This window comes from Azospirillum rugosum, assembly GCF_017876155.1.
In the GTDB taxonomy this organism is placed as follows: Bacteria; Pseudomonadota; Alphaproteobacteria; order Azospirillales; family Azospirillaceae; genus Azospirillum; species Azospirillum rugosum.
In genome coordinates this window covers 42,984-59,725 of the sequence record NZ_JAGINP010000001.1, presented here as the reverse complement: position 1 = coordinate 59,725, position 16,742 = coordinate 42,984, and the positions used below count along the sequence as shown (strand labels likewise).

13 protein-coding genes are annotated in these 16,742 nt (G+C 69.7%); 2 read left to right on the top strand and 11 right to left on the bottom strand.

What is annotated here, in order from left to right:
* Window positions 1-14 precede the first annotated feature (14 nt).
* Genes J2851_RS00265 through J2851_RS00240 form a run of 6 tightly spaced genes read right to left on the bottom strand, consistent with a single transcriptional unit; the run spans window position 15 to window position 6,699 of the window.
* Window positions 15-812 (bottom strand): hypothetical protein, encoded by a 798-nt coding sequence (locus tag J2851_RS00265; protein ID WP_209762159.1) that lies wholly within the window; start codon window positions 810-812, stop codon window positions 15-17.
* 54 nt (window positions 813-866) lie between these two features.
* Complete coding sequence (locus J2851_RS00260) at window positions 867-2,123, bottom strand: ATP-grasp domain-containing protein (RefSeq protein WP_209762157.1); 1,257 nt, start codon at window positions 2,121-2,123, stop codon at window positions 867-869.
* Window positions 2,120-2,902: a GNAT family N-acetyltransferase gene (locus J2851_RS00255; RefSeq protein ID WP_209762155.1), complete on the bottom strand. Its 783-nt coding sequence runs from the start codon at window positions 2,900-2,902 to the stop codon at window positions 2,120-2,122. Before J2851_RS00255 ends, J2851_RS00260 begins: the two co-directional genes overlap by 4 nt.
* A 1-nt stretch (window position 2,903) precedes the next feature.
* The gene (locus J2851_RS00250) at window positions 2,904-3,935 is read right to left on the bottom strand and encodes an ABC transporter substrate binding protein (protein WP_209762153.1); all 1,032 of its coding nucleotides are present in this window, start codon (window positions 3,933-3,935) and stop codon (window positions 2,904-2,906) included.
* Complete coding sequence (locus J2851_RS00245) at window positions 3,932-5,911, bottom strand: MFS transporter (RefSeq protein WP_209762151.1); 1,980 nt, start codon at window positions 5,909-5,911, stop codon at window positions 3,932-3,934. Before J2851_RS00245 ends, J2851_RS00250 begins: the two co-directional genes overlap by 4 nt.
* The gene (locus J2851_RS00240) at window positions 5,908-6,699 is read right to left on the bottom strand and encodes a hypothetical protein (RefSeq protein WP_209762149.1); all 792 of its coding nucleotides are present in this window, start codon (window positions 6,697-6,699) and stop codon (window positions 5,908-5,910) included. Before J2851_RS00240 ends, J2851_RS00245 begins: the two co-directional genes overlap by 4 nt.
* 372 nt (window positions 6,700-7,071) lie before the next feature.
* Here J2851_RS00240 and J2851_RS00235 point away from each other — a divergent pair, with 372 nt between their 5' ends.
* Both J2851_RS00235 and J2851_RS00230 read left to right on the top strand, forming a co-directional pair.
* Entirely contained in the window at window positions 7,072-8,043 is a 972-nt protein-coding gene (locus J2851_RS00235; protein ID WP_209762147.1) for a response regulator, read from the top strand.
* 109 nt (window positions 8,044-8,152) lie between these two features.
* Window positions 8,153-9,271, top strand: coding sequence for a helix-turn-helix domain-containing protein (locus tag J2851_RS00230; protein ID WP_209762145.1), 1,119 nt, complete (start codon window positions 8,153-8,155; stop codon window positions 9,269-9,271).
* A gap of 79 nt (window positions 9,272-9,350) precedes the next feature.
* On the opposite strand, the gene J2851_RS00225 is transcribed toward J2851_RS00230, so the two are convergent.
* From J2851_RS00225 to J2851_RS00205, 5 genes are read right to left on the bottom strand one after another with little or no spacing between them, the layout of a single operon-like run.
* Entirely contained in the window at window positions 9,351-10,292 is a 942-nt protein-coding gene (locus J2851_RS00225; RefSeq protein WP_209762143.1) for a ligand-gated ion channel, read from the bottom strand.
* Between the two features lie 43 nt (window positions 10,293-10,335).
* A complete protein-coding gene (locus tag J2851_RS00220) occupies window positions 10,336-10,920 on the bottom strand; it encodes a TIGR00645 family protein (RefSeq protein ID WP_209762141.1) in 585 nt (194 codons plus the stop codon).
* 3 nt (window positions 10,921-10,923) lie between these two features.
* Entirely contained in the window at window positions 10,924-11,475 is a 552-nt protein-coding gene (locus J2851_RS00215) for a type VI secretion system tube protein Hcp (protein ID WP_209762139.1), read from the bottom strand.
* A gap of 3 nt (window positions 11,476-11,478) precedes the next feature.
* A complete protein-coding gene (tssA, locus tag J2851_RS00210; RefSeq protein WP_209762137.1) occupies window positions 11,479-12,597 on the bottom strand; it encodes a type VI secretion system protein TssA in 1,119 nt (372 codons plus the stop codon).
* Window positions 12,598-12,614: 17 nt separating this feature from the next.
* A complete protein-coding gene (locus J2851_RS00205; protein WP_209762135.1) occupies window positions 12,615-16,742 on the bottom strand; it encodes a type VI secretion system protein in 4,128 nt (1,375 codons plus the stop codon).

Sequence of the window (16,742 nt, the reverse complement as noted above, 5' to 3'; positions counted from 1 at the left end):
CGACAACCGTCCGGTCAGCGGCTGTTGACCAGCTGGACCACGCCCTTGCAGACCGTGGAGAACTCCTTCATCAGGTCCATGATCTGCTTGGCGGTGTAGTCCTCCGGCACCTTGACCGGCAGGCCGGTGCCGCTCTGGTTCGCCCAGGGGTCGAGCTTCTTCTTGAAGAAGTCCGGCTCGGCCTTCAGGTTGTCGATCTTGCGCGCGAAGACCAGCTGCATGGTGATGTCGCGCGCCAGCGTCGGGAACAGTTCGTTATAGGTTTCCGGGACCGGCTTGGCCTTGACCTTCGCCACACCGGCGGCAGCGCGGGCGAGCGCGCCGTTGATGTTCTTCTCCCAGTTCTTCAGCATCTTCTCTTCGGTCGACTGGTCCTTGGCGGCCTGGTCGAACTTGGTGGTGTACATGCCCACCGACGCCTCGATGGTCGATTCCAGGGCGTCCAGCTCCTTCATCAGGAACTTCAGCGCGCGCTCGTAGGCCGACTTGGCCTCCTTCTCCTCGCGCTTCACGAACTCGTCGTAGATGGCCTTTTCCAACACCGTGACGTAGGACTTCTTCGCCTTCGCGAAGTCCTTGTACGCGGCGCCGTAGGCCTTCACCGCGCTCTGGCCGGCCTTGGCGTCCGTGCTGTTGGTGGGGTCGCACTGCTGATAGGCGGTCTCGCACGACTTCAGCGACTTCGACAGGCCGGTGTAGCTGCCGAAGGCGTTGAAGATGCCCTTGCTTTCCTTCGGCTTGTGCTTGCCGGTGATGGCCTCGAATTCCTTCTTGACCTTGTCCCAGCGCTGATCGAAGGCGATGTGCGCCATGGTCTGTGTCCTTTCCTGTGCGGGGGAGACGAGGAGGGTCGGTGCGCGTGGGCCTCAGGACAGGCGGGGCTGGAGGGAGTCCTCCATGGCCCGGATCGCCGCCCAGTCGCGTTCGAACACGGCCCGGTCGGGGTGGGCGAGGTAGACCTTCGCGAGGATCTGCGTGAGGTCGAGCGTCGGCGCGACCACGTCCCCGACCTGCGGGACCAGCGCATGGCCGCGCACGCTCTCCAGCCGGTCGAGCACGCCCAAATCCGGCAGTTCCTCCACCCGGCCCGAACCGAGAACCGGGAGGTAGAGCACCATCGCCTCGGCCTGGAAGCGGTAGTGGCCGTCCAGCAGCGGGCCGACCGTGGCGGCGCCGTCGAAGGCATCCACCAGCAGGTCGACCTGATCGTGCCCGGTGCCCGCGGCGATGCCCGTCGTGGACCCCGCCGGCCCCATGGCGCGCGCGGCGATCTCCACCAGCGCCGGGCCGCGGCTGGTCATGCGCACCTCGGCGTGCCCCGCGCCATCGGTGATCTCCAGCGCGTCGAGCACGCGCCGGATGTAGACCATCAGCGCCCGCGCGGTCGCGTCGTCGGGCGGCAGCAGCCGGTAATAGTCGTAGACGAAGGGCGAGCCGTTCAGCGTCCGCTTGGCGGAATGCAGGACGTCGCACACGTAATGGCGCCCGCCGTGGCTGACCGTGTTGACGACATACTCTTCGCCGTCGAGGTAGGTCTGCACCAGCAGCCGGTCGTTCGCCGTGCCGCAGAAGTCCCGGCTGCCCAGGATGCTCTCCGCCGCCGCCCGCAGCTCAGCCGGGCGGGAGCAGAAATAGACATGGTCGGTGGACGCGCTGGCCAGCGGCTTCGCCACCACGGGCCAGCCGGCCTGCGCGGCCCATTCCACCGCCTCCGCCGCGCTGCCGGCCATGGTCTGGCGCGCGGTCAGCAGGCCGGCGGCGGCCAGCCGCTCGATCATCATGAACTTGTTGCGCCGCGCCGCAGTCAGCTTCGGGCTGTTGCCCGGCGTGCCCAGCGCATCGCTCAGCGCGTCGGTCAGTTCCACCGCGGACTCGTTGCCCGGCAGCACGAAGGCCGGGTCCATCGGGCGCAACCGCTCCGTCAGGGCGGCAAGGTCGCCGTCGTGGGCGATGTGGCCGGCGAAATCCTCCGCCCGATAGCTGCGCACCAGCGAGGGCGCGAGGTCGGGACGGCTCTGCACCGCCACCACTTGGTACCCACGCGCGCGCAGCCTTGGTGCGAGCAGGATGCCGGTCGAATAGGGGTCAACGATGACGGCTGTCTTTCGGGGGGCGGTCTTCACGACACCGCCTCCACGCAGGGCGCGACCGCGACAGCCGCCGCCGCGACCGCCGGCCGCGCGTAGGTCACCAGCGGGACGGGGCCGGAGAGGTCCACGGCGGCACCGATCCAGCCGGCCTCGATCACCGACCGTTGCTCATCAACTTCGGGGATCGTAAAGACGCGCTCGCTTCCGGGGATCCAGGCGGGCGGCGGCGCCCCCATGTCGCGGTGAAGCAGGTAGCGCAGCCGACCGCTGTGCATGGTCAGCACGCGGCGCACGACGAAGCCGCCGGCCAGCAGGTTGGACAGGCTGAGCGGGTTGGACAGCGCCACCCGCGAGAACAGCTGAGTCCGCCCCGCCCCCAGCGCATGGAACGTCCGCATGCCGACCAGCAGCCGCTGCAGCCCGTTGCCGCGGAAGTCGGGATGGATCATGCAGCTCGCCATATGGGCCGTGGATGTGACGGCCGGGCGCGGCTGCGGCAGGTCCTCCACGAAGGCCGGCATGCCGGGTTGCGGCAGGCCAAGGATGGCGCAGCCGATCAGGCGCCCTTCCGCCTCCAGCCCCAGGGTCACGCCGCGCTCGCCCAGGTGCAGCCCGGCGAACTCCGGCGTTTCCGGGAAATAGGCGTCGATGTCCGGCAGCTGGTCGAAGATGAAGCCTCGAAACGCTTCCAGCGCCGGCAGATCGCCGGGACCAAGGAAGCGCAGCCGGTAGGGGATGGATACCGAAGCTCCCCGGCGGACGCGCAGCACGCCGGCGTGGACCGTCTGGTCGGGGGATAAGGGGACCGTCATGTCAGGCGTCCTGCACGATTTCGGCGATGTTCAGAAGGCGCATCGGCGGGTAGAGGTCGAGCCGCTTGGCCGCCCCGATGCGCAGCAGAAGGGAGAAGCGGTTCAGCGTCTCGACCGCGACGGCGTCGGCGGGCTTGGCGCCCGACAGGATCTCCACCGCCTTCAGCCCGGCGAAGCGGCCGACGTTCACAGCCGGGCTGACCAGCCCCATCAGCAGGTTCGCCCGGCGGATCGGCAGCTCGGTGGAGCAGAAGGTGGCGAGCTTCTGGGCCAGCGCCTGCTCCGCCACCACCGCGTTGTTGTTCGACGCCACCAGCGTGTCCGGCCCGATGTAGACCAGCTCCGCCCCGGCACGCGCCGCGTCGGCGATCAGGTCCGGAATGGCAGCGGGATTGGGCGCGCCGGCACCGTCGCGCGGCAGGGCGCTGTCCAGCACCTCCACCCCCTGGCGCTGCGCCTCCTCCTTCAGGTCGCGCACGGCGACGACCATGTTGTCCTCGCCGGGGTTGTAGAGCGCGGCGATCTTCTTCCAGCGCCGGTAGGACAGCATCGTCTTCAGCTGCACCGCCACCGGCGCGATGTGCCGCGTCCCGGTCACCGCGCGCCCCGTGCGGTCGAGCCCGCGAACGATGCGCGAGGCGACGGGGTCGGTGACCGAGGTGAAGACCACGGGGATGTCCGTCAGGTAGCGCGACGGGTCCGGATCGTCGTAGCGCCCGACCGCCGCCAGCGTCAGCGGCGTGAAGACCGTCACCACGAGGTCGGGCTTGGCCGCCTGAATCTCCGGGAGCATCCCCGCCAGGGCCGACGCCTGCGGAACCTCGCGCACGTCCACCGTGGCGGCAAGGCCGCTCGACCCGATGAAGTCGCGGAAGCCCAGCACGTCGCCCACGTCCTTGCGCGGGGTCAGCACCAGGATGCGCGCGGTCTTGCCGGCGGCGACAGGCTTGATCGATTGGGCGAAGCCAGGCGTGGCAGAGGCCAGCAGGGCACCGGAGGCGCCGGCCAGGACGGAGCGGCGGGACAGGCTCATGCGGGGGTCCTCTGCGGAAGGTCGGCCGGCGGCGGCCGGAAGGCCATGCCGAGAACGAGCTGGACGGCGACGCACAGCGCCAGGACGATGCCGATGCCCCTCAGCGCGCCGGCGTAGCCGTAGTGGGCCAGGAACAGCCCGGCCAGGAAGGGGGCGACGACGGAGCCCAGCCGCTCGATCAAGCGGAACATGCCGATGACCGTCGTCTCGCCGAGCACGGCGCGCTCCTTCTCGCAGACGTCGGCCAGCATGGCGAGCTGCGGCGCGTTCAGCAGGGCATGCGCGAGGCCCAGCGTCGCCACACCGCCCAGCGCCGTGGCGAGCGAGCCCGGGACGGACAGCACATAGGCCGCCGCCGCGGCGAGCAGCCCGCCCGCCACCAGGAAGGCCGTGCGCTGGCCCGACCGGTCCGACAGCTTCGCGGCCATCGGCGACACGAAGATCATCAGCAGCCAATAGAGAAGCAGCACGCGCCCGATCCAGGACTGGCTGACGCCCTGGTCGTCCAGCGCCAGAGGCAGCAGGAAGAACAGCAGCGCGGTCAGCCCCAGCTTCGCCGGCACGGCGCTGAAGACGGCCAGCCCGACGAAGCGCGGGTTGCGCAGGCACAGCACCGCGTCGGCCAGGCGCAGGCCGCGGCCCAGCCGCTCCCTCGGCACCGGCACGCGGGGCAGCACGCGCCACGCCATGAAGGCGGCGAGCAGTGCCAGACCGGCGGAGATCAGGAAGGTGGTGCGGAAGCCGACCTGCCCGGCGATCACGCCGCCGATGGCCGGGCCGCAGACGCCGGCGCTGAGGATGCCGCCGGCGTACATGGCCACCGCCTGCGCGCGCTGCTTCGGGTCGGTGGCGTCGATGACGAAGCCCTGGGCCGAGATGAACACGCTGGCATAGCCGATAGCGGTCAGGCAACGCGCGGCGATCAGCTGGACCAGGTCGGTGGCGAGGCCGGAGCCGACCAGCCCCGCGAAGGACATCAGCGCGCCGGCCAGGAACACCGCGCGGCGTCCCCGCCGCTCCGACACGCTGCCGGCGATGGGCTGGCTGACCGCCCACAGCAGCATGAACAGCGCGATCGGCGCGCCGATGACCATTTCCATGGTCAGGCCGGGCACCGGCTCGAACAGCGACTTGATGTAGACGGACAGGAAGGTGCGCGTCAGCTCCTCCGCCAGGGAGAAGATGAAGATCGCGAAGCGAAGCTCGACCACCCGCTGCATCATGCCGATCTTCGCCATGACCGGCTCGGTCCCGGACAGGTCGGCGCGATGGCGGACGCTGTCGAGCGCCCAGTCGATGGCGCGGGCCAGCGCGCCGACCTCGTCGCGGTTGCGCAGGTCGACGCGCACGCCCAGATGCCCCTCGCCCACCCGGCGGATCACCGCCGACACGCGGCGCAAGGGGGCGGCGACCGAGCTGCCGACGACCAGCAGCAGGATCTCCACATTCAGCAGGATGGCGACGATCAGCACCGAACCCAGGTCGTAGACGACCTCGTTCAGGGCGGACTGCACGAAACCGGCGCCCATCCCGACATGCAGCCGCGCGACGGTCACCCCACCGCTTTCGAGCGGCAGCACGGTGTCGATGAAGGACGGCCCATCAGCGCCCGCAGCGGTCTCCGCCGCCGTCAGGCGCTCGCCCGACCGGGCAGCGTCCACGCCGGCGTAGGCGGTGAGGCGCCCGCCGATCTCCAGGCCGATGTACTTCACGTCGGGGTTGGCGGCCAGCGTGTCGGCCAGCAGCTCGTCCATCCCCACCAGCTTGTCCACGGCGATGCCTAGGTCGACCGCGCGGTCGATCTGCGCCACCACATAGGCGCCGACCACCTCCGCCTTACGCGCCAGTTCGGGCTCGATCAGGGGACGGAACAAGCTGTTGAAGTGGGTGGTCTGGACGGCGAGGCTGACGAGCATGAGGACGGACACCACGCCCGTCAGCATCCAGTTCAGGCGCCGGACGAAAGACAGTTTCATCGCACGCTCTCCGCCGGGGAGTGGGCCGGGCGGTGGGCGGCCCCGTCCGTTTCCTGTTGCTGCAAGTGAAGGATGCGGTCCGCGAACTGCGGAAGGTCGGGGGCGAAGTCCGCCATCTCCGGCGTGATCTCCGGCGGTTCCCCGTGGCCCAGCGCGTTGACGGCGGCGGTCAGCTCCCGCAGCAGGCGCTGGATCGGGCGCAGCAGCAGCCAGACCGCGACCATCGTGATCAGCAGCCCGGTGACCAGGTTGATGCCGCTGGACAGCGCCAGTTCCGGGATCGTGCCGCGGATGCCCGCGTGCACCTCGTTCAGCGAATAGGTCAGCCCGATGCCCCCGGCCACGCCGCCGAAGGCGTTGCGGATGCCGAGCAGAAGGGCCTGGGAGTCGCCGCTGGTCACCTTGGCGCCGCGCTCCGACCGGCCGTCGCGCGCGAAGGCGGCCTTCCAGTCGGCGGGCATGGTCCCGATCGGCGCGTTGCGCCCGGCCGACGCCAGGATCTCGCCCGCGTCGTTGAAGAGGACGAGGCCGGTGATGCGGTCGTCCCGCGACAGCGCGCGCTGGATCAGCGCGTCGAGGTTGCGCAGCGCATTCAACGACACGCCGAGGCTCACCGCCCCCTCCACCTCCCCAGCCAGCCCGCGCAGGGCGACGGTGAAGCGGGAGGCCACGGTGTCCTCCACCATGCGCTCCATCTTCAGGTAGGACAGCGCCGCGGTCGAGATCAGCGCGAAACACAGCGCAACCTGCAGCAGCAAGATGATCTTGGTCGTAAGGGTCAGGCGCATTGGTCTGTGGCCGGGATGAGACGCGCTTACCTTACGCGCAACCCGGCGGGCGCCGGTCCCGAGACGGGTCCAGACTGGACGGGAACCGGCGGACATGGCTCCGCACCGGCACAACCCCGAAATCCAAATTATGTTCGAATTTCGTTACAACTTTTATGTTTACTCGCGATGAAATGACCTCAGACCGTAACGCTTGATGTCAGCGGCGCAATACACGTTTACGACCTTCGTCATATCCGCCGTGGTTTCGCCGCATCGCGCATATGGTTATTTGATGCATCTATTTTGGACCATGATTGCATCCACCTCGGTTTGCTTTGCGTGTTACTCCTTTTGGATCAGAATGCATGCAATCCGGTGGGGAGGGCTTCGATGCGGATCGAAATGGAGCGACCCTTGGCGTGGCCCGTCCGCCCCGTGCCGACGAGCGCCGACCTCAACGTCACCGGGACATCCATCCTGATCGCCTGTGCCGACCGCGACCTCGGCGACGGCATGCGCGACGCGTTTGAGCGCAACGGCCACCGCATCCACGTCACGCATAACGCGATCGCGGCGCTCGACACGCTTGAGTCGGACGCCAGCATCGGCATCGTCGCCGTCGAATTGGCCCGCCCGCATTTCGACGGGCTCGCCCTGGTCGAACGGATGCGCCGCAGCGTGGCCCGTCCGCTCCAGTTCGTCATCGTCTCGGCCGAGGCCGCGGCACAGGACGTCGTCCGCGCCATCCACCTCGGCGTGGCCGACTTCGTCAGCGACCCGTCGGACGGCAGTCAACTCCACGGCGCCCTGGCCCGCGCCCTGACGCTCCACCAGGGCGCCGCCAACGACGCGGGAAGCCCTCCAGTGCCCGAGCATCGTCGCACCGACGCGCTGGAGGAGGCCTACCGCCACGGCCTCGCCCTCATCGCGGCGGTCCGGTCGCTGCGCGAGGGGCAGCCGGTGGCCCTGCCGCAGCCGCCCGCCGCCATTCCGCTGGCGGAGCCGGCCAGCCGTCCGGCAAACGCCAAGAGCGGCCTGGACATCCTGCGCGGCCTCCAGCAATCCCGCGTCGCCCGCGACAAGTTCTTTCCCAAGGGGCTGTTCGAGGATCCCTGCTGGGACATGCTGCTAGACCTGATGGCGAACCACCTCCGCGGCCGGCGCATTTCCGTGTCGTCCCTGTGCGTGGCGTCGGGGGTCGCCCAAACCACGGCGCTCCGCCGCATTACGGAGCTGAACGAGCGCGGCCTCGTGCGGCGGATCGCCGACGAGCGGGACGGCCGCCGCGTGTTCGTGGAACTGACCGACGAGGGCATTGCCGCCCTGACCGGCTACGTGGATCACATCCAGTCCCTGGCGTGATTCAACCGCAACCCGCACCAACGGGGATACGTCCCGGATCGACAGCCCTTGACCAAAGCGGCAACCATCTCCGCGGACAGGGATCTGTCCGAAGGACGGCGGAGATCCGATGACCGACCAGAAGTACAAGGATGTGATCGTCCTCTCGTCCCACACTGAAGGGAGCGAGCCCGGCACGGCCCTGCCCTCCCGCCCCGCGATGCCGAGCGAGGAGCTGGACCGCCAGCGCCTTGCCGAAAAGCTGCGTTCGCAGGGCTGGAGCTACCGCCGCATCGCCGAGGAACTTCAGGTCTCCTACATCCTCGTCTCGCGCTGGCTGGGCGGCGACGGCGCCATGGGCGGCGCGCGGCCGACGTCGACCGCCGCCAAGACGGTGACCGTCCCGATACCGCAATCGCCGCCCCCCGCGAAAACCGGCAAGGCTTCCAAGGCGGCCAAGGCCGCAGCCGCCGTCGTGGCGGCCGGCGCCGTGGCCGAGGACGACGTCCTGGCGATTCAGCTCCGTGCCGTGGAGCAGTATGTCCGCGAGGTCATCGCCAGCCTTGAGGAACGGCACGAAACGCTGCTTCAGCGGCAGGACGATCTGATCCAGGCCCTGGACCGCGAACGCACCGCCGCCCGCGCCCGTGAGGAGGAACTCCTCGCCACCCTGGAGGAGGAGCGCCGCCTCTTCCGCGAGGAGATGGAGCGCTTCAAGGAGGAGCTGCGCCAGGATCGGGGCACGGCGGACCACGCGGACGACGATAAGGACGAGGACGAGGACGAGAACGCCCTGGCCGCCTTCAGCTTCGACGACGACTCCTCCAATTCGGACCAGGAGGACGGCGAGGATACCGTAGCCGCGAGCGCCTTCTCCTTCGACGACGATGACGAGGACACGTCGCCCGTCGCCGAGAAGGCTTTTTCCTTCGACGACGATGACGAACCTTCGGAGGTGGAAACCGTCGCGGAGAACGCGTTCTCCTTCGACGATGACGACACGTCCACGGACGAACCCGACACCGTGGCGGAGAGCGCATTCTCCTTTGACGACGAGGGCGAGACGGAGAAGGATGCCGAGCCGGTCGCGGAGAGCGCCTTCTCGTTCGACGACAAAGACGACAAATCCGAGTCCGACGACGACGCACCGAAGGTCACCGAGGACGCATTCTCCTTCGACGACGACGAACCGGCGCCGGAGCCCGAGCCGAAGCCCAAGAAGAAGGGGCTGTTCTTCTGGCGCCGCTGACGCCACCCTGACAAAGCAATAGCGCTGACACCAAGTCCCCCTCTCCCAGCCCTGCTGGGAGAGGGCGAAAGGGCGCGGCTTACCGGACCGTCAGCCAGTAGCAGACGATCGCGTACACCAGCGGGAAGACCACCAGGGACACGCGGTCGAGCGTCAGCGACTTGGCGGCGTTGCGCTCATAGATCATCAGCGAAAGCGCACTCTGCATCAGGCTGAGGAAGATCATGGCCATGGAGGCCAAATTCACCCGGTCCGACAGGGTGAAGCCGCTGCTGCGCGGCAGGTCGCCGGAGATCACGAAATAGCTCGCCACCACCGCGAACAGCGCCCCGATGCCCAGCCCGAAGCGCGGGTCGAGGTCCACCGGCTTCACCATGAAGGCCAGGAAGGCGACCAGCGAGGAGATGAAGATCGTCGAGAAGGTCTTCAGGTAATAGACCGAATCCGGCCGCTCCAGCGTGATGGTCTGGGTGTAGCGGGAATAGACGGACTCATGGTTCTTCGGCAGGGTGATGTCGCCGTAGTTCGTGCGGTACAGGTGCTCGCTGACGGAGGCCTTCGTCCCGCCCAGTGCGTAGCCCGACACCGACACGTCGGGATCGACGGTGCTGTTCTCCGTGTCCGGCACATAGACGATCTTGTCGGACGTCTGGTCGCTGTCCTCGATCTGCAGGCGGATGGTCTGGCGGTCGAGCGGAAAGTGAGTCACGTCCCAGGGCTGGTTCAGCGTGGCCTGGACGCGCACCTGTCCGTAGTTGGTGTCCTTCAGCTTGCGGACGGGGGTGGGCGTCTTGGATTCGACCTTGCCGTTCATCAGCTCGAAGGTGTCCAGCGGGTTGATGCTGTCGTCGTCCCAGCGGAACCAGACGTAGAAGTCCACGCTCACCTGGTTCTCGCGCAGGTTCACCCCGGTGATCTGGTTGACGTAGGTGCCCACCGTCACCTTCACCGGCTCCGCCGCCGCAAAGGTCGGAAGCCCGCCCAGAAGCGCCACCAGGAACGCCAGCACGATCCGCGTCATTCGAAAATCCCCCTCCCCGTTCCTCGTGTCCGCACGGCGCCGCTCAGTGCGCGTGCGCCTTCTTCACCAGCACGTCCATGGTCGCCAGCAGCACGCCGGAGATCACGAAGGCGATGTGGATGCCGATCAGCCAGGCTAGGTCGCGGTCGGACATGTCCTTGACGTGCATGAAGGTCTTCAGGATCTGGATGGAGGAGATCGCGACGATGGAGGCGATCAGCTTCACCTTCAGGCCGCTGAAATCCAGCTTGCCCATCCAGTCCGGCCGGTCGGCGTGGCCGTGCACGTCGATCTTGGAGACGAAGTTCTCGTAGCCGCTGAAGATCACCATCAGCACGAGGTTGCCGACCATCGTCAGGTCGACCAGCCCGAGCACGACCAGGATGATGTCGCCCTCGTCGCCGCTGATCAGGTGCGGCAGCGCGTGCATCAGCTCCTGCGCAAAGCGCCAGCCGATCATGGCGAGTGCCGCGACCAGCCCGACATAGAGCGGGGCCAGCAGCCAGCGGCTCTGGAACATCAGGGTTTCCAGGAAATGCTCGGTCTTGCGGGCCGCGCGCCAACCGGTGTTGGTGGGGGTCACGATGTCCGTCGCGTCGGCCGCGGCCGAAAGGTTCGTCTGTGTCATGGGTTAGCTCGCCATTGTGATGTCGCCGCGGACCTGACCGATCTTCCGGCCGTCGACGTAGTGGACGAAGGTCATGCTCAGCTCGTCGAAGGCCAGCGCGATGGTCTCGTCGCTGCCGTCCCCGATGCTCAGGTCGTATTGGGTGATCTGCGTCTTCTTCAGCGTGATGGTCAGGTACGGTTGCAGGAAGTCGTTGCCCGACGCGCCGCCCTGGAGATCCGGAACGGCCAGGAAGAAGTAGAGCGTGGCCGTGACCTCCTTGACCGGGTCGGAGAAGGCCGCCTGCATCAGCTTCGGCGAGGCGATGTCGAGCCGCCGCGTCAGCTTCAGGCTGTCCACGCCGAGGTTGCGCTTGTCGACCGGCTCCGCCGCTTCGCCATACAGGGTGCGGACATACTTGACCGGGTCGTCGTCCTGGCGGTCGCCGTATTCGAAGCCACCGACCTCGCGCTTGCCGGAGGCCATGTCGAAGGTCTCGCAGACGATCATGTCCTTGTAGTTGGTGAACTGGCTGTCGCCCTTGATGCCTGGGTAGTCCAGCAGGATGCAGGGCATGGCTCAGCGCTCCTCAAGGCGAAGCAGAGAGAAGATCCGGCCGACCTCGCCGTTGTCGCCCAGCAGTTCGGCGTACAGCTCCGGCAGCGACAGGGAGCCCCAGCCGGCCGCCCGCCGCACGAGGTAGGAAGTCGGGCTGTGCGGCTCCTCCCGCGCCAGGAAGTCGGCGATCTGGTGCAGCATCGCGTAGGCCTCCTGCCGCGTGCGCGGCCCGCCCGCCCGCCCAAAGGCCGAATGGGGGGCCGAATGCGGCGTCGCCCCTTCCACCGGGACATCCTCCTGTTCCGTTTCCTCAGCCGCCGCGGCCCCGTCCGGATCGATGCCGCGCTTGCCCAGCGCCTCACGGTGGAACTGGATCAGACTTTCCAGCGCGCGCAGCAGGTTGGTGAAACCCGGCGCCGAGCGCCCGGCGACCTCGTCCAACTCCGACACCAGGGCGCGCACGGCCATCACCGCGTCGCGCAGGTGGCCGTATTGCGTTTGGTAGAAGTCGGGCGAGGTGCGGTCCTGGTCGGCGGCGATCTGTTCGACCGTCACCTCGCCGTCGGAAACCGCCGCCTGATAGGCGCGGTGGTCGCGCGCGGCCAGCTTGTGCAGCCGTTGCGCGTTCTGCCAGTCCTGGAAGCGGAAGGCCTCCCGGCCGCGCTGCTCCGGCATCGTGATGGACGTCGCCATCAGGTCGCGGGCCAGCCGGTCGTCGAGCCAGACCAGCGGCGACAGCCGCGGCTCCACGTCGTCGTCCTCGATGCGGGGGTACAGGCCGTCCCAGAAATTCTCGACCAGCCCGTGGACCAGCAGCAGCCCCGGCGCCAGCCCGGCCAGCCCGTGCAACTGGCCGAGCCCCTGGACCATCCAGGCCGCGACCTGGAGGTCCTTTGTCCGCGTCTCCAGCAGCTCCGTCGCCAGCTGGACGAGGCCCTTCCAGTCGGCCTTCTTGACGGTGGTCTGCCAGATGCCCTGGTCAAGTTCGTCGTCCATGCGCCGCGCCTCGTTCAGCGCGTCGAACTCCGGGCCGTGGCGCAAATCCTCGCCGGCGGGATCGTCGCCGGGGATGGGTTGCAGCAGCGCGTCGATGTCGATCAGCGCGGCGGCGGGTCGGTGGGTGAGCAGCGTGTCGGTCATGGTCTCGCCACCGGGGGTCAATAGGTGCGTAGGGCGGCCGGCCGCGGCATCGGCCCATCCGAGGTCGGGGCCGGGGCGCCCAGGTCGAAGAAGGCGCGGTCGGCCGGCGCCACCCCGCTGGGCTGGCCCGGCCAGCTGGCGAGGCTCGGCCGGCGCGGCACGCCGACGGGGGACAGCGGCGGGGCCTGGACCGGCAGGGTCGGAACCGCCACCTTCTCCTCCCGTGGCGGCTTTCCGTCGGCGGTGACGGTGCGCTTCACGGTGAGCGCCATGAAGACGCGGACGTTCGGTTTCGGCGGAACCGCCGCCGCTCCGGCGGGCGCCAGGGCCGTCGGCGCGGCGGCCTTCTCACCCCCCTGCGCCATCGCTTCGAACATCAGCAGCGGCTCGTCGCCGTTGCCCGGCCGGCGGTCGCGCTGGGCTGCGGCGTGCTGGCGCGCCAGCGCGAACAGCGACCAGGGACCCTCGAAGTCGTAGCGCAGGGACGGACCGTCCACCGACGCGCCGCCCCCGACGCCCGATGTGGGCAGCACCGTGCCGTCCTTGGCCCAGCGCAGCGTGACGGACAGCTTGTCGCCTGGGTACCAGCGCAGCGGCTTGCGCGGCGGCATGCTGGAAACGGCACCGTTGGGCGTGGACAGCCGCCACTCGATGATGTCGCTGCCGCCGGCCTCGCGGTCGCGGTTGACGCGGAAGGCAGGGTCGATGGACAGGCCGCCGCTCTGGTCGGTCGTGATGGCGGCGGTCAGCAGCGGCCGGGCCTGGGCCATGGTCTCCACGAAGCGCAATGCGTCGCGCCCCGTCGCCCCGAAGCGCTCGCCCCGGCGCAGGCCGTTCAGCAGGAAATCGCCCTGTGCCTCGAACCGGTCGTAGAAGGCGCGCACCGCCACCGGATCCGCGGCGTCGGCGTTGAGGGCCGTCGCAAAGGGGAAGCGGTTCGCCAGCGTCTCGTTGAACTGCCCGGCCAGCTCCACATAGGCGTCGTAGACGCGGGCGTCGGCGGCCAGCCGGCAGCGGTTGGCGATCCACTGCTTCAGTTCGACCAGACGCCCTTGGAAGAAGTCGCCGGAGGGCCCGTCGATGCCGCCCAGCCCCTGGCAGCCGTTGGCGTCGATGGCGGCGGACTCCACCGTCACGAACTTCTCCAGCTGGGCGAGCGAGCTGTTGGGCCGGCCGCCATCGTACTTGTCCAGCTCCGCGAGAATGCGCGACCACTTGGCGGCGACGCCGGTGCCCTTGTTGGAGCCCATCACCGGGCGTTCCAGAATCTCCACCACCGGGGCGGCGATGTCGTGGGCCAGCGTGGCGACCTCCTGCCGCGCGTTGCCGAGGTAGAGCGCCAGCCCGCCGGGGTTCGCCTGTCCGAACAGTGTGTGGGGCACCAGCGGCCCGTCCACCCAGACGTCGAGCGCGTGGGCGTCGGGCTTGTAGAGCTGGTCGCCCTCCAGAAGCCGGTCGGCCTGCGCCAGCACGGCGTTGGCCTGCCGGGCGACGATGTCGCGGATCGTGTCGGCCGAGCCGCCAAGTCCGATCTGGCGGAAGGACTGCATGGTCTCCGCCAGCACCGGGAAGGCGACGCGCAGGGCGCGCGCCGACTCCCGCAGCTGCGCCAAGCCCCCAGCGCGGTCGATACCATTGCCGGCCGGGCTGCCGACCAGCGCGCGGGCCAGGATCTGCTCCACCCCGCGGCGGAGCTGGTGCTGCGCCGCCGCCTTCATGGACGCGCGCAGCACCGCCGGGGCTTGCGGCAGATCCTTGGCATCGAACAGCAGATAGTCCTCGACCAGCGGCGGGATCGTGTCGAGCGCCGCGCGGTCCCAACCGCCGGCACCGGATGTGATCGGAGCGACGGCGGCACCATCGGCAGTGCGCGCGAAGCGGCGGCCCATCCACACCGACAGAGTGCGGCGCAGTTGCTCCGCGGCCGGGGCGAGGCGGGCGCCGCCGTTCGGTGCCTGCACCAGCAGCCGGCCGATCACCGAATCCAGGCTCCGCGCCCCCACCCCGGCCTCGTCGTAGCGGCGCTGCGCCAGATCCATCACGTCGGCGCGCAGGTTGGGGCCGAGCAGGTCGGACTTCTCCAACTGGCCGAGCAGAGCGTCGAACTCCGGCGGCAGCACGGGACCGTTGGCGCCCACCCAGGCGCCGCGTTCGGCGCTCAGGCCGCGGGCGGCGTCCTCCAGGCTCGACAGCACCTCGGCGTAGGACGCGGCGGCATCCGCGCCGGTGCGCGCGCCGCCGGCCAGCAACTCCAGCTCGTTGGCGGCGACCGACAGGCGCGCCGCGGCGAGCCCGCCCATGGCGAGGTCGCGCAGGTAGGCGTCGGCGAACTGGCGGAAGCGGCGGTTCACCTCGGCTCGATAGCCGGCGAGGTCGATGGGCCGCTGCGCGCCCGGACCCGGCGCCGGAATGGCGCTGCCGGTCGAGGGCTGGTCGAACCCCCAGCCGTGCATCCGCGCCGTGAAGCCGCGCGCCACGCCGGAGCCGAGCGCGAATTCCAGCAGCTCGTCCAGCGGCATGTTCGGGTCGCGGGCGTCCACGTTGTTGTAGGCGCGGGCCAGCCCCTCCGCGATGCCGACCTCGCCCGCGAAGGCGCGCAGCCGCTCGAACTCGCTGACGCCCACCGGGCCGGCGCCGGCGTCGCGCGTCAGGCGGCGCAGCCGGTCCTCCGCCACGTCGCGCACGGTGGACAGCGCCAGCCGGCGGTAACCGACCGCCAGCGCCCCGGACACGCCGCCCGGCACGCCGCTGATCCAGGAGGCCGGCAGCGGGTTGAAGCTCCAGTCCACAGGCAGCGTGGAGACACCCTGCACGAAGCGCGCGGCGGGGTCGCTGTAGGCCGCGGTCAGCGGCGCCCCGGCCTCGACCGCCGGGCGCTGGTCGGCCAGCTGCTGGAGGCTGCCGGGGATGTCCGCCAGGATCGGCACCAGCCGGTCCGACAGGGTGGAGGCGCGCTGCACCCCCATCCACAGCAGGAGCAGCGCGGTCGCCGCGGCAAGCCCCGTCCCCACCGGCCAGGCGTAGCGGCGCCATGCCCGCGAGGCCGCCAGCGCGCGGGTCGCCTTGGGCAGCCCGGCCTCCGGGAAGATCTTGCGGTTCAGCAGGTCGCGGCCGAACAGGGCCGGCGCGTCCGGATCGGGCCGGCCGGTGAAGTACAGGCCGCGAACGTAGAGCGTTTCCTGGTAGGCCGTGCGTTTGAAGGCGGTGCCGAGCATGGCGCGCAGCGCCGCCTCCGTCCCGGTCAGCCGCTCCGTCAGGGCGAACAGCGGGCCGCCGTCCGCGGTGGCGGAGGCGCCGAACACCTCCAGTTCCACGGCCAGCATGCCGTCGGCCACGGTCTGCATCGCCTCGCCGACGAAGTCGGGAGAGAAGGCCGTTTCCAGCGCGTAGGGGCTGGACCAGCCCAGCATGCCGCCGGTCATCGCCTCGGGCAGAACCTCCGCCAAAGTCTCGAAGCCGGGGACCGCCTCGCAACCCGTCACCACCACATAGACCGGCAGGGCGAAGCCCAACGTGCGCTGGATCTCCCACAGGCGCGCGTACAGCTCGGTCCCGCGCGCGGTGGCGCGGCGGACGTCGTCCAGTTCCGCCAGTGGCACGGTCAGGATCAGGCCATCGGCCGGCAGCATCGGCCGGCGCCGGCCCAACTGGTCGAGCACGCCGCCCCAGGCGGCGCGCGGGTCGTCGACGTCGATGACCACGGCGCGGTCGTAGAATCGCCAGGAGAAGCCGGCGTGGCGGTCGGCGACCACCGGCGGCCGGACCTCCTCCGCGCAGCCCAGCAGGCCGGCGTCGTCGGAGGCAACCACGCCCGTGCGCAGGTACCAGGGCACCAGATAGACGTTGCGCGACAGCGTCTCGCGGTAGGCGGCGAGGCCGGCGCGGAACAGGCGCCGGATGTCGCGCATGGTGACGTCCGGCAGCGCCGGCACCGGAATCGACGGCGACGCGCCCTCCTCCGCCACGGCATCCGGCGGCGGCAGGGCGGCGGGCTCAACCGGCGCCGGGGCGGACGCGGCGGCGCGCCCGCGCATCAGGATCACCGCCATGACGACGATGATCAGGACGACGAGGACCAGCAGCCCGGCGAAGAACCACAGCTGGTGGCCAGCAATGCCCGAGAGGATGGATGCGAGGATGTCCAT

Coding starts and splice junctions, on each gene's coding strand:
- J2851_RS00245 (WP_209762151.1), bottom strand. CDS start 5,911: ATGAAACTGTCTTTCGTCCGGCGCCTGAACTGGATGCTGACGGGCGTG.
- J2851_RS00205 (WP_209762135.1), bottom strand. CDS start 16,742: ATGGACATCCTCGCATCCATCCTCTCGGGCATTGCTGGCCACCAGCTG.
- tssA (WP_209762137.1), bottom strand. CDS start 12,597: ATGACCGACACGCTGCTCACCCACCGACCCGCCGCCGCGCTGATCGAC.
- J2851_RS00235 (WP_209762147.1), top strand. CDS start 7,072: ATGCGGATCGAAATGGAGCGACCCTTGGCGTGGCCCGTCCGCCCCGTG.
- J2851_RS00255 (WP_209762155.1), bottom strand. CDS start 2,902: ATGACGGTCCCCTTATCCCCCGACCAGACGGTCCACGCCGGCGTGCTG.
- J2851_RS00265 (WP_209762159.1), bottom strand. CDS start 812: ATGGCGCACATCGCCTTCGATCAGCGCTGGGACAAGGTCAAGAAGGAA.
- J2851_RS00250 (WP_209762153.1), bottom strand. CDS start 3,935: ATGAGCCTGTCCCGCCGCTCCGTCCTGGCCGGCGCCTCCGGTGCCCTG.
- J2851_RS00230 (WP_209762145.1), top strand. CDS start 8,153: ATGACCGACCAGAAGTACAAGGATGTGATCGTCCTCTCGTCCCACACT.
- J2851_RS00220 (WP_209762141.1), bottom strand. CDS start 10,920: ATGACACAGACGAACCTTTCGGCCGCGGCCGACGCGACGGACATCGTG.
- J2851_RS00225 (WP_209762143.1), bottom strand. CDS start 10,292: ATGACGCGGATCGTGCTGGCGTTCCTGGTGGCGCTTCTGGGCGGGCTT.
- J2851_RS00215 (WP_209762139.1), bottom strand. CDS start 11,475: ATGCCCTGCATCCTGCTGGACTACCCAGGCATCAAGGGCGACAGCCAG.
- J2851_RS00240 (WP_209762149.1), bottom strand. CDS start 6,699: ATGCGCCTGACCCTTACGACCAAGATCATCTTGCTGCTGCAGGTTGCG.